We start from the raw sequence: 13,317 nt of genomic DNA, 5'->3' as shown, positions 1-13,317 counted from the left end.
GAAATATAAGATTGCTTGTTACGAATGGCGTTATATTTTGATAATCATTGCTTTTTAGATTAATCTAGGCTTAATAAATGAGAAAATCGCATTATATGTTTTTGGATACGGAGGCTTCTGGAGAACCAGTGAGTTGGGATGTATCTTCAGTGGATTGTCGTCACTGGCCGTATATGGTGCAGATTTCCTGGGTAATTTATACGATTGATGGAAAAGAAATTAAGCGGGAAAAGTTTTATATTCATGAACGAGATTTTAAAAGTACTTCTTCGGCATTAAAAATACATAAGATTACGGATATATATAGGCAGCAACATGGTAACTCTCGCAAAGATGTATTGAGTCGGCTTCTGCTGGATTTACAGAAGTATGATCCTGTGTTAGTCTGTCATTTTTTAAAATTTGATATCAATTTACTTAAGGTTGAGTTGGATCGAGCAAGGATTCAATTTGATTTGGATCAAGTTCCGGCTTTTTGCACGATGTTGGCGACACGATTTCTGGCAGGTACAGCCAAGGCGAGACCTCTCCATCTGTCTCAATTGTATGCCATCCTTTTCTATAGAACGCTCCAAAATTACCATGATGCCCTTTGCGATACTTTGGCTACAGCAGAATGTTTTTTTGAACTTTCAAAAAGTGGCTATATTACCGAGCAATCCATTTTGGAACAAATCAACGAAAGAAAAATAAGTAACGATTATCTTAAAGTAGTTTTATAATAGCCCTTTTACAATGAACAGAGTTGAATTCCTAAGAAATAATCCCCCGTTCAATTTGTTGTCTCCGGAAGTACTCGATGACTTTGCGGATCTTTTTACGGAAACAAAATACAGCAAAGACACCTTGATTTATCAACAGGAAATCACCAAAATGAAAGGTGTTGATGTCATTGTAAAGGGGAGTTACGAATCTTTTTTTTACGATAAGGAGCAGAATAAAAGATTGCCCGAATCACATGGGCCAGGATATTGCTATGGCGGCATCTCCATACTTTTGAATAGAAAGAAATCCCTGCGTACTGTCATTGCTACCAAGGGTACTGTTGTCCTTTCGTTAAAACGTAAATATTTTGCTGGACTTTGTCAGTCTAACGATGCTTTTTTTCAGTATTTCACTGCCGAATATGGGCGTCTAATGTTGAATGACGATTTCGCACATTTTACCAAAGCTCCACCTTCCTTCGAACAAAGCTATATCGCTTCCGAACAACTATATTCGAGAAGAATAGAAAGTGTTGATGCTCAAGATATATTGTATTGTGAAGAAAATACACCTGCTTGGGAAGCTGCAACGCTAATGGCAAATCACAAAAGAAGTTGTATCATCGTACGTAATGGAGTCGGACAGGCCGTAGGATATATTACCGATATTACTTTGCGGGACAAAATAGTAGCCCAGCGTAGATTTGATAACAGGATCGCGGCGAAGGAAATAATGGACACACCTGTTGTGACCATCGATAATCAAGCATATGTATACGAAGCGATACTGATGATGTTTCGTTCGAAGACCCGTTATCTTCTCGTGGAGAACAAAGGACTTCTAGATGGTATTATTAGCCGAAACCGTCTACTAAGTGAGCAAGCACAGTCGCCTCTAGTCTTTATTCAATCGGTAAAGCTGGCGTTATCTGTAGATGAGCTTAAGGGAAAGTGGGAGAATGTGCCTCACATGATTAAGCAGCTGATAGGGAGAGGGGTCAATGCAGAGATCGTAAATCAAATTATCACGTCTATAGCAGATACAATCTTGATTAAGATAATAGACAGTGTTATAGATGAAATAGGTAAGCCACCAGCAAAATTTGTCTTTATGGTTTTAGGTAGTGAAGGACGAAAAGAGCAGACCTTAAAAACGGATCAAGACAATGCTATTATCTACGAAGACAAAGCTAATGAGCATAGGGAAGAAGTCAGAGCCTATTTCCTTCAGTTTGCTGATATGGTTTCCGGGCATCTTGATTTTGTTGGGTTTAGCTTTTGTACAGGTGGTTTCATGGCTAAAAATCCCAAATGGACGCATTCTTTGTCGCATTGGAAAAATAATTATGAGCTTTGGCTGCAAGAATCTGTTCCTGAGACTAGTATAAAATTTTCGACTTTTTTTGATTGCCGATATATCTATGGGGATCCGACTATCATGGATGAACTTCATGAGTTCTTAGATGAAAAGTTGAAACAACCCTTAGAAAAACTGTTTTTTCAGATGGCGAAAAATGCGTTGCAGTACCAACCACCGCTGACATCGTTCCTTAAGAATATTCGTACGATAAATGTAGGAGACAGGGAGGTATTTGATATTAAGAAAGCCATGACGCCGATCGTGGATCTTGTACGTGTGTATGCGCTAAAGCATCGCATTTTCAGTGTAAATACTGGTGAAAGAATTAAGGCACTTCAAAAAATTGGAGTTTTTTCGGAATCCGCTGCGCACGAATTGCTTCATTCCTATTATTACCTAATGGCATTACGCCTGCAAAAACAGGCTAATCATATTATTCAGGATAATTCAGAGCCTAATAACTTTATTGACCCGACTAGTTTAACAAAAATAGAACAGGTGACACTCAAAGAAATCTTCAAAACTATAGAAGGCTTTCAATCTCGTATACGCGTAGAATTTACAAAGGAGCTTTTTTGATATATGGATGAAATAAATGTTCTTTAATATGTCATTATAGCACAATATGATATGAATCAGATTATTGCAACGACTTTTTATTTAGCGAATAAAGTCGCCTTAGTGAGTTGCTAAATGTAGGAATGTCGAGACATTGTTGCAACTCGGTACAGCGACGAGTTTTTGGTGACTTTTGCGGAAAAAAGTCACCGCCTGCCCGGCATGAGGGCTTCAACATATATTTTTAACTCTAATTGATATTTGAATACTAATTTATAAAAGAAAAAGCTTTCAGATCCTAACTAAAAGCTTTTCTAAGTTTTATTCCCAACGCCAAGCTAGAATTCTCATGTTCTTTTGACCTTGCGTCATTTCGATTACTTCGACTTGTGCAGCCTTGTGGTATTCTAAGACCGAAATCAAAGGTTTTAAGTGATCTTTACTCGAAACTAATGATGTCGTCCATTTGATTTGTTTCTTGTATTTCTGGCTATCGTAAATCAATTTGGTGATAAACGCTTTCTCGCCTCCAGGACACCACAATTCATTGGGATGACCTGCGAAGTTTTGAACTGTCGGTGCTTCAGTACCTTTTTTAAGGTTTTGGAATTTTTTCGTACTCTTCGTCCAGTTGTCTTCTCTTGATTTGAAGAATGGTGGATTGGATATTACAGCATCAAATTTATCTTCTGGAAACATAATGCCGTCCAAGATATTTTCGCGCTCGCCTTGAAAACGTAATTTGATTTTCTTTTTAAGCCAAATGTTCTTGTTGACATTTACCTCACCTTGTTGAATAGATCCGCGATCAATTTCAGTTCCGATAAAGTCCCAATTGTATTCTTGCGCACCAATAATAGGGTAGATGACACTAGATCCTGTTCCGATGTCTAATATTTTGACATCTTTTCCTGTCGGAATTTCGCTTTTGTTTGTTGTTGCTAATAGATCCGCAAGATGGTGTATATAATCCGCTCTTCCTGGTACAGCAGGGCAAAGACTATTCGGCATTATATTCCAATATTTTAATTTGTAATCCGCAATTAAAAGAGCTTTATTTAATTCCAAAACAGATTTTGGATTCGAAAAGTCGATGGTATCTTTTTCATTCAATTGGATGATGTGACTGCTCAATCCTTTGTAGGCTGCTTTGAGCTTTTTCAAATCATATCCATGTAAGTGCTTATTTCTTTTATGCATGTATTATGTATTTTCATTCCAAAGGTACTCTTATTTACACAATTGCTCGTCAGAACCTTTTCATTTTTCACATCCTTCTGTATTTGGTTAAATAATTAGTAAATTTGCACCTCGCTGATTTTAGTAGGTATGCAGTGTGTTTGTAAGCATTGTAGCTAAATACAGCATTATTAAATTCAAAATTTTAAATCATAATTGTTGATGATTAACATTACACTACCTGACGGTTCAGTACGTCAGTACGAAAAAGGGACAACAGCGATGCAAGTAGCGTTGTCTATTTCTGAAGGATTAGCTAGAAATGTATTAGCTGCCGAAGTAAATGGTGAAGTATGGGATGCTTCTCGTGCAATTGAGCAAGACTCAGTGGTGAAGTTGTTGACTTGGAATGACGATAAAGGTAAATCAACCTTTTGGCATTCATCCGCACACTTATTAGCTGAAGCGTTAGAAGCTCTTTATCCAGGTATAAAATTTGGTATTGGTCCAAATATCGAAACAGGATTCTACTATGATGTAGATTTTGGTGATAGAGAATTCTCATCCGATGACTTCAAACAGATTGAAGACAAGATGTTGGAGTTGGCGAAACAAAAAGAAATTTTTGATCGCAAAGCAGTTTCCAAAGCTGACGCTGTAGCGTATTTCACAGAAAAAGGTGATGAGTACAAACTGGATTTGATCAAGGATCTAGAGGACGGCTCTATCACATTCTATACTCAAGGAAATTTCACGGATTTGTGCCGTGGTCCACATATTCCAAATACAGGATTCATCAAAGCTATCAAATTAACAAACGTAGCAGGTGCGTATTGGAGAGGTGACGAAAGTCGTAAGCAATTGACACGTATTTATGGTGTTACTTTCCCGAAAGCTTCTGAATTGACAGAATATTTGAAATTCATCGAAGAAGCGAAAAAACGTGATCACCGTAAATTGGGTAAAGAGTTGGAACTGTTTGCTTTCTCGGAGAAAGTAGGTGCAGGTCTGCCATTGTGGTTGCCAAAAGGTGCTGCATTACGTCAGAAATTACAAGACTTTTTACAAAAAGCACAGTTGAAAGCAGGTTACGAGCCTGTAATCACACCGCATATTGGTAACAAGAACTTGTATATCACTTCGGGTCACTACGAAAAATATGGTGCGGATGCGTTCCAACCGATCCACACACCAGTGGAAGGGGAAGAATTCTTTTTGAAACCGATGAACTGTCCTCATCACTGCGAGATTTACAAAACAAAACCTCGTTCGTACAAAGATTTGCCCGTTCGTTTTGCGGAGTTTGGTACAGTATATCGTTACGAGCAATCGGGCGAGTTGCATGGATTGACACGAGTTCGTGGGTTTACGCAAGATGATGCGCACTTGTTCTGTCGTCCTGATCAAGTAAAAGACGAGTTCAAAAAAGTAATTGATTTAGTATTATACGTTTTCGGTGCGTTAGGTTTCGAAGATTTCACGGCACAGGTGTCGCTAAGAGATCCTGAAAACCGTTCTAAGTATATTGGTTCGGATGAAAATTGGGCATTAGCCGAAAATTCAATCATTGAAGCAGCAGCTGAAAAAGAACTAAAAACTGTTGTAGAATACGGTGAAGCAGCATTTTACGGTCCAAAATTGGATTTCATGGTGAAGGATGCGTTGGGACGCAAATGGCAGTTGGGTACAATCCAAGTGGATTACAATTTGCCAGAACGTTTTGAATTAGAATATACCGGTTCGGACAATCAAAAGCACCGTCCAGTGATGATTCACCGTGCGCCATTTGGTTCATTAGAAAGATTCGTTGCGGTATTGATCGAACACTGTGGTGGACAGTTCCCGTTATGGCTTGCGCCTGAGCAATTTATCGTCTTGCCCGTGTCAGAAAAATACGAAGAATATGCTCAAAATCTTTTAGATTCGCTAAATAATTCCGATATTCGCGGTCTGATCGATCTTAGAGACGAGAAGGTAGGACGCAAAATCCGTGACGCCGAAGTTAAAAAATTGCCTTATATGTTGATTGTAGGGGAAAAAGAGATGGAAAGTGGCACAATTTCTGTTCGTAAACACGGGTCAGTGGATTTGGGTTCTATGACAGCACAAGAATTTAGAGATTTATTAATAAAAGAAATAACCGTTTAAAAATTTAAACATTTGGCATTAAAACGACCTAGTGGTCCAAGACCACCAATGAGAAAGAAAGAACCAGAGCATCGTATAAATGAATTTATACGCGTGCCTGAAGTACGTTTAGTGGGTGATAATGTTGAGCCAGGAGTGTATCCTACGCGTAAGGCATTGGAAATGGCTGATGAGTTGGAGTTAGATTTAGTAGAGATTTCGCCAAATGCTGTGCCGCCTGTTTGTAAAATCGTGGATTATAGTAAATTCATTTACGAACAAAAGAAAAAACAAAAGGAAATCAAAGCGAATGCGAAGCAAACGATTATTAAGGAGATCCGTTTCGGACCTAATACAAGTGAGCATGACTTTGAATTCAAATTAAAACATGCTATACGTTTCCTAGAGGCAGGTGAAAAAGTACGTGCGTACGTTCACTTCAAAGGTCGTGCTATCGTATTCAAAGAGCAAGGTGAAATCTTGTTGTTGCGTTTCGCGCAAGCGTTAGAAGAGTACGGTAAGGTAGAATTGTTGCCAAAATTGGAAGGTAAACGTATGTTTTTGACATTGGCTCCTAAAGGAACTAAAAAATAAAAAGATATTCTAACAGATTGATATAAAATAATAAGTATTATGCCAAAAGTAAAAACCAATTCCAGCGCTAAGAAACGTTTCAAATTGACTGGAACAGGTAAAATCAAGAGAAAAAGTGCTTTCAAAAGCCACATCTTGACTAAGAAAACTACAAAACAAAAACGTAACTTGACTCACGCAGCATTAGTTTCTGACGCTGATACAGGTAACGTAAAACGCATGTTAGCGATTGGTAAATAATCAATCGTTTTCAGCAAAATTCACAATATTTTATAACCGGGTATTAGGTTGTAAGCTAGTTGAAAAACACAGCGCCTCATACCAAATTTAATTTTTACAAATATGCCACGTTCGGTTAACGCAGTAGCTTCGAGAAGAAGAAGAAAAAGAATTTTGAAATTAGCTAAAGGCTATTTCGGTTCACGTAGCAAAGTATATACTATTGCTAAAAATACAGTAGAAAAAGGTTTACAGTACGCTTACCGCGACCGTAAAACCAAAAAACGCGAGTTTAGAGCTTTATGGATTCAACGTATTAACGCTGGTGCTCGTCAACACGGAATTTCTTATTCGCAGTTGATTGGTAAATTAAATGCTAAAAACATCGGCTTAAACCGTAAGGTATTAGCTGACTTAGCAATGAATAACCCAGATGCTTTCAAAGCAGTTATTGACGCAGTAAAATAATTTAGTTTTTAAACCGCTATCAATTTGTTAGATATAAAGGGAACTCGTAAGAGTTCCTTTTTTGTTTTATGACACAATTGATTTAACCAAAATATAATCTATAAAATGCTCGAAAAGTGCAGCAATATTCTAAATTTGATGTACTATGAAAAAACCAATATTCCTCCTTGTACTTCTGACTTTTCTAAGTGTTCAAAACAATGTGTTTGCTCAAAAATTGCATAAACTAAATTTTAAGACCATCGCTGAAATGCAGACTTATTTTACATATGCAAAGGATAAGAAGATCATTAGCGGTCATCGTGGAACAATAGAGCATGGTATGCCAGAGAATTCAATTGCGGCCATGAAAGAAGTGCTAAAGCATACGCCAGCTATTTTTGAGGTAGATCCGCGCTTGACAAAGGATAGCATTGCGGTGATGGTGCACGATGCAACATTGGATCGTACTACAACAGGTACAGGAAAGGTAAGTGACTACACCTGGGAAGAATTAAAAAAGCTAAATCTCAAAGACGCCAAGGGCAATGTCACCACGTATAAAATCAATACTTTGGATGAAATGATAAAATGGGCAAAAGGTAAAACGATTTTGAATCTTGACAAAAAAGATCTGCCTTTAGAAACTACTGCCGAAATCATCCGAAAACATAATGCATACAATTGGGTATGGGTGACAGTGCATACTATAGAGCAAGCAAAGTTTTATTTGGATAAGAATCCCAATCAATATTTATCGATGCACATCAAAGATAAAGCTGCATTGGACAAATTCATTCATTCGGGATTGCCATTCAATCGCATGATTGTATACATTGGCCCAGAGATTAAAGACGCCAATCAAGACATGTACAAATACTTTCAGGACAAAGGAGTGATGTGTATGATTTCTACAGCACCGACTTACGACAAATTTAAAACTCAGGAAGAGAGAGCTGAAAAATACAAAGCTGTATTTGCGGATGGTGCATCTATCCTTGAGTCAGATTTTCCAATTGAAGTGAGTAAATCTATTCGATGATTAACTATAGTGTTGATTTTGTAATCTTTGTAATTGAAAAGTTGATTAATAGAGGCTGATTTTATTGGTATTTTTTCTTAAATCATATAATTCTATTAAAGGTCTATGAATATTTATTAATACTTTAGTAATTAATATATTTTTAGGTAAACGAATAATTATAAGTGAAAAAGAAGAGAGAAAAAAGTTTGGTATAAAAGACATTGCGCGGATCGCTAATGTGTCCATCGCAACAGTGGATCGCGTGCTTAATAATCGAAAGGATGTATCGGAGGCGACAAGACAAAAAATCAAGGATATTATTAAAGAGTATAATTATCAACCAAACTTATATGCTAGATCTTTATCTGTAAAAAATAATCTAAGCTTTGCTGTTGTTATTCCACGTACCTCATTAGAAACGGGTTATTGGCAATTGTGTTTGGACGGAATTAATAAGGGAATTTCCGAGTTTAGTTCTTTTGGGATTTTCATTGAAGTCTTCTTTTTTGATCAAGAGGCTGAACAAACATTTCATGATGCAACAGAAAGATTATTAAGTAAAAAATTTAATGCAGTCATCATCGCGCCAATTTTTATTGAAGAAACGAAGGAATTTGTCAAGGAGTGTAAGGCAAGGAATATTCATACGATTTTTATCAACTCAGATATCCCTGGTCATTCGTCCATGGGCTATATAGGTCCTGATTTGTATAGTACGGGTAAGTTAGCTGGTAATTTGACATCTTATCTTGGTAAAGAACACTCTAAAGTTTTGATTTTGAATGTTGCCAAAGGACTCGAAAATTACAAATACCTAAATACTAAGATAGAAGGGTATAGAGATTATTTAAATGAGCTGAACAGAGCATATCAACTTGAAGTAAAAGATATTCCATTCAACAATTACGATGAAATCGAGCCCGAATTACTGCGATTGAATTACGAACTGAGACCTGATGTAGTTTTTGTGACGAATTCACGTGTTTCCATCGTTGCAAAGTTTTTTCACGAACATCAAGAAGTTTCCAAGCCCCACATTATAGGATTTGATTTTTTGAAATCGAATGTTGACTACCTCTCCAAAGGCTGTGTCGATTTCTTAATCTGTCAGCGTCCAGATAAGCAAGGATACCTAGCATTAAATCACTTGTACCGTTATTTTTTACTGAAAGAGAGTACTAATGAATTCAAGTCTATGCCGATAGATATACTGACCAAAGAAAATTATGCATTTTATGAAAATTAAAAAAAAATTTAATTTGTATTTTTTTATATAGCTTGCAGTGTATTACATGAAAAGCCTATGAAATGTATTACGAAACAATTTTTTAATCCTAAAAAAAACCTATATTATGAGAAAAAATCTATTGTTAGATCTCATTCATTACCAAAACAGGGGTGTAAATTATTATTGGCAATTTATACAATCTTGATTACGGTAACGTTAACAGAAGCAAGTGTAATCGGTATTGAAAACTATCAATCTCTGGTTCGAGGGGTGGTGATAGATTCACTAGGAACAGAACAGGCATTGCGAGAAGCAAAATTGGCAGTTGAGTATGGTTATGACATGGGGTTATTGTCGATGGGTGGATTGCAAGATTTGACAGAAGCAGAAATATTGGATTGTACGCGAGCTGTTGCCCAAGTGATTCCTGTGTTTGGATTTTATCTACAACCATCTGTTGGAGGACGAATTTTTACGTACGAATTTTGGACAGAATTTGTGAACATTGAAAATGTGGAAGCAATTAAATGTGCCTCTTTCAATAGATACCAAACACTCGATGTTGTACGAGCTATTGCAAATTCGCCAAGAAAAGATCAAATTGCATTATATACGGGTAATGATGACAATATTGTTAGTGATTTGATTTCCATTTATAAATTCAATGTCAATGGCAAAGAAGAGGATGTACAATTTAGAGGAGGTTTGTTAGGACATTGGGCAGTATGGACAAGTAAAGCCGTAGAACTAATGGACAAGGTGAAATCTTTTAAAGCAATTCCTACGCACGAAAAGTGGGTAGAGCTTCAAGTATTGGCGAATCAAACTACTGATGTAAATGCCGTTTTATTTGATGTAGCAAATGATTTTCACGGTTGTATACCTGGTATTCACGAAGTGTTGTACAGACAAGGCTTAATGAAAGGTATCTGGTGTCTGAATCCAAATGAAGTGCTTTCAAAGGGACAATCAGAAGAGCTGACACGCGTTTATCAAGATTATCCGACTTTGCATGATGATGATTTTGTAAAGGATTTTTTGAATAAGTATAAGGGTAACAGTATAAGAATTAAATGGATATTAATCGAATCAAAGATCTTGTCGCGAATATCAAAGAAGATGCTATTCACAAGAGACGCTATTTGCATCAGCATCCTGAATTATCATTTCAGGAATACAAAACTTCAGCTTATATAAAATCTGTCTTGACGCAAGAAGGATTGACTTTTGAAGAGATAGCAGATACAGGCATCCTTGTCAAAATAGAAGGTTTGAAAGCGCACAATGTAGATTGTGTGGTCTTACGTGCAGATATTGACGCACTTCCTATTCAAGAAATAAACGGCACAGACTTCGATTCGATTTATGAGAATGTTATGCACGCTTGTGGGCATGACTTTCATACGGCAAATTTATTGAGCATACTCACAATTTTGAATCAGCATCGGCATGAATTTGCTGGTACTGTGTTGGGAATATTTCAACCTGCAGAAGAGAAAATTCCTGGTGGTGCTAAGACTATTTTAGAATCGGGAAAACTAAAGCCGTACGCTGTCAAAGCCGTATTAGGTTTACATGTTTCGCCCAAACATAGGGTTGGTCATGTAGCAATTCGTCCCGGAAAATTTATGGCTTCGGCAGATGAAATATATATAACTATAAAAGGTAGAGGTGGACATGGAGCTCAGCCGCATTTGAATATTGATCCGGTAGTAATCGCTTCTCAATTGGTATTATCATTGCAACAAGTGGTTTCCCGTGTTGCTAATCCTGCTATTCCTTCTGTATTGTCTATTGGAAAATTTATTGCGAATGGCGCGACGAATGTTATTCCAAATGAAGTGTATTTGGAAGGAACTTTTAGAACTATGGATGAAGCGTGGAGAGAAAGGGCATTACAGCTAATCGAAAAACAAATTAAGGAACTGCCAACTTTGTATGGTGCAACTGCAGAATTTGAAATCAGAAAAGGCTACCCAGCTTTGATAAATGATAGCAAATTAACACAATTTGTAACGGAATCGCTTACCGAATATCATGGTGAAGATGCCGTTTTACAATCCGATATTTGGATGGCAGCAGAAGATTTTGCCTATTACACGGAGGTTTATCCCGCTACATTTTATATGGTTGGTATTTCTAATAATGCAAAGGGAATAAACTCAGAATTACATACGCCAACTTTTCAAATCGATGAAGATGCATTTGATCAATCAATCGGCGGTATGCTCTATACTGCTTTGAAACTGTTAAATACGTAGTATTTTAAATATATTTGCAATAAAAAATGCTCCAATTTCTACAAGTTGGAGCATTTTCTATTATAGAATGAAATTATTTCTTCTTACTTGTCCTTTCATTCAGTTGAAGAATATTTTTCTTATAATTAATTACAGCACCATACTTGTACAGAATGTCTCCACCTAATACACCTACTACGGGGTCAGCATTTATTTGGCTATACGCATAATTAATAGTAGAAAGATCCAAAACAGCTACTTCAAATTTTTTACATTCCCAATCGCCAATTTTTAAATAGGGAAGGGTGAACATAGCAGACTGCATTTCATTCGTTCCTAATCCCGAGGAAAGTATACTGGTTTCAATCAGTTTTTGTTCGTCAATACCTGCATCTAGCAATGTATTTCGATCCAAAACAGTCTTTGATGCTCCTGTATCCAATACCATTTTAAATTTCTTTTCTAATAATTCGATATGCAGGATGATGTGAAATCCTTCTTGCTGTAGCGTTAAAATCTCAAACGGAATGATCTTCATGTAATGTCTTTTGCAAATAAATAAAAAGAGGACTGATGTAAGTCCTCTCAAATATAATAGAAAGTTTGTTAATCAATTTAGATAATATTGCTTTCTGATAAAACAGCATTCATTGCACGAACAGCGGTTGCGCTAGCTTTGAATTTTGCTTTTTCATCCTCATCTAATTGAATAGGAACAACTTTATCCCAACCATTTTTATTTATGATCACAGGTAGACCGATACAGATATCGTTTTCATCCAATTCACCTTCTAAATAAACTGAAGCAGTAAAGAGTTTATTTTGATTGAGCGCAATACTTTCGACCATAGCTGCTGTGGCAGCACCAGGTGCATACCAAGCTGATGTGCCAATTAATGCCGTCAATGTCGCACCACCGACCATTGTTTTTTGTACTATTTCATTTTTCTCATCTTCATCAAGAAATTCTTTTACTGGAATACTGTTCCAAGTAGCTTTATTAATCAATGGAATCATTGTCGTATCGCCATGTCCACCAATTACAATTGCATTTAAGTCCGCTGGAGAAGCATTGAGTTTATTTGCCAATTGATACTTGAAGCGTGAAGAGTCTAATGCTCCGCCCATACCTATAATTCTATTTTTTGGAAGACCAGAAGATTTTAAGGCTAAATATGTCATCGTATCCATAGGATTCGATACAACGATTATAATAATCTCTGGAGAATATTTCACAAGATTTTCCACTACACCCTTTACGATATTGGCATTGGTGCCGATCAATTCTTCACGAGTCATACCTGGTTTTCGTGGAATACCGGAAGTAATAACTGCAATACTCGAACCCGCTGTCTGCAAGTAATCATTTGTTACACCTTTTATTTTGGTATCGTAACCTAATAAGGCGGCAGTTTGCATCATATCCTGTGCTTTACCTTCCGCAAAACCTTCTTTGATATCCAATAAAATGACTTCTTCAGCAAAATTTTTTCTAGCAATGTTGTCTGCAGTGGTAGCACCTACAGCACCCGCTCCAATGACCGTTATTTTCATGTTTAAAGAGGATTATTTGTGTTGATTAAATATAGTTAATATCAATCACTTAATGAAGAATGCCTTAAAATAAAATATCCTTT

The 13,317-nt window shown here is 36.8% G+C and carries 13 protein-coding genes; 10 read left to right on the top strand and 3 right to left on the bottom strand.

The window, feature by feature from the left end; all coding sequences use genetic code 11:
• The first annotated feature begins 77 nt into the window (after positions 1-77).
• Together FLS47_RS14410 and FLS47_RS14405 are read left to right on the top strand one after the other, a co-directional pair.
• Positions 78-722, top strand: a complete 645-nt coding sequence (locus tag FLS47_RS14410) for a 3'-5' exonuclease (protein WP_149915058.1) — start codon at positions 78-80, stop codon at positions 720-722.
• 13 nt (positions 723-735) lie between these two features.
• Positions 736-2,643, top strand: a complete 1,908-nt coding sequence (locus FLS47_RS14405) for a DUF294 nucleotidyltransferase-like domain-containing protein (protein ID WP_149915057.1) — start codon at positions 736-738, stop codon at positions 2,641-2,643.
• 300 nt (positions 2,644-2,943) lie between these two features.
• Here FLS47_RS14405 and rlmF read toward each other — a convergent pair whose 3' ends face one another.
• Positions 2,944-3,822 carry a 23S rRNA (adenine(1618)-N(6))-methyltransferase RlmF gene (rlmF, locus tag FLS47_RS14400; RefSeq protein WP_149915056.1) on the bottom strand — a complete coding sequence of 293 codons (879 nt, stop codon included), beginning with the start codon at positions 3,820-3,822 and terminating at the stop codon, positions 2,944-2,946.
• A gap of 201 nt (positions 3,823-4,023) precedes the next feature.
• Between rlmF and thrS the strand changes: the two genes are divergently transcribed.
• From thrS to FLS47_RS14365, 8 genes are all read left to right on the top strand, one after another.
• On the top strand, positions 4,024-5,949 hold the full coding sequence (gene thrS / locus FLS47_RS14395) for a threonine--tRNA ligase (protein WP_149915055.1): 1,926 nt from the start codon (positions 4,024-4,026) through the stop codon (positions 5,947-5,949).
• 48 nt (positions 5,950-5,997) lie between these two features.
• Positions 5,998-6,522, top strand: coding sequence for a translation initiation factor IF-3 (infC, locus tag FLS47_RS14390; protein WP_394349533.1), 525 nt, complete (start codon positions 5,998-6,000; stop codon positions 6,520-6,522).
• Positions 6,523-6,561: 39 nt separating this feature from the next.
• On the top strand, positions 6,562-6,762 hold the full coding sequence (gene rpmI / locus FLS47_RS14385) for a 50S ribosomal protein L35 (RefSeq protein WP_149915053.1): 201 nt from the start codon (positions 6,562-6,564) through the stop codon (positions 6,760-6,762).
• Between the two features lie 102 nt (positions 6,763-6,864).
• Positions 6,865-7,209, top strand: a complete 345-nt coding sequence (gene rplT, locus FLS47_RS14380) for a 50S ribosomal protein L20 (protein WP_149915052.1) — start codon at positions 6,865-6,867, stop codon at positions 7,207-7,209.
• A gap of 145 nt (positions 7,210-7,354) precedes the next feature.
• A complete protein-coding gene (locus FLS47_RS14375) occupies positions 7,355-8,230 on the top strand; it encodes a glycerophosphodiester phosphodiesterase family protein (RefSeq protein ID WP_149915051.1) in 876 nt (291 codons plus the stop codon).
• A gap of 109 nt (positions 8,231-8,339) precedes the next feature.
• Positions 8,340-9,458, top strand: coding sequence for a LacI family DNA-binding transcriptional regulator (locus tag FLS47_RS14370; protein ID WP_317131690.1), 1,119 nt, complete (start codon positions 8,340-8,342; stop codon positions 9,456-9,458).
• A gap of 57 nt (positions 9,459-9,515) precedes the next feature.
• Positions 9,516-10,637 (top strand): dihydrodipicolinate synthase family protein, encoded by a 1,122-nt coding sequence (locus tag FLS47_RS18645; protein ID WP_223225305.1) that lies wholly within the window; start codon positions 9,516-9,518, stop codon positions 10,635-10,637.
• Positions 10,520-11,701: a M20 metallopeptidase family protein gene (locus FLS47_RS14365; protein WP_223225326.1), complete on the top strand. Its 1,182-nt coding sequence runs from the start codon at positions 10,520-10,522 to the stop codon at positions 11,699-11,701. Before FLS47_RS18645 ends, FLS47_RS14365 begins: the two co-directional genes overlap by 118 nt.
• Positions 11,702-11,774: 73 nt before the next feature.
• On the opposite strand, the gene FLS47_RS14360 is transcribed toward FLS47_RS14365, so the two are convergent.
• Both FLS47_RS14360 and FLS47_RS14355 read right to left on the bottom strand, forming a co-directional pair.
• Positions 11,775-12,218 carry a retropepsin-like aspartic protease gene (locus FLS47_RS14360; protein ID WP_149915048.1) on the bottom strand — a complete coding sequence of 148 codons (444 nt, stop codon included), beginning with the start codon at positions 12,216-12,218 and terminating at the stop codon, positions 11,775-11,777.
• A 77-nt stretch (positions 12,219-12,295) separates the two neighbouring features.
• Positions 12,296-13,234 (bottom strand): malate dehydrogenase, encoded by a 939-nt coding sequence (locus tag FLS47_RS14355; protein ID WP_149915047.1) that lies wholly within the window; start codon positions 13,232-13,234, stop codon positions 12,296-12,298.
• Between the last annotated feature and the right edge of the window lie 83 nt (positions 13,235-13,317).

It is taken from the genome of Sphingobacterium cavernae (assembly GCF_008520265.1).
Classification (GTDB): domain Bacteria; phylum Bacteroidota; class Bacteroidia; order Sphingobacteriales; family Sphingobacteriaceae; genus Sphingobacterium; species Sphingobacterium cavernae.
The sequence above is the reverse complement of the archived record's forward strand: the minus strand, read 5'-3'. Positions and strand labels throughout refer to the sequence as shown.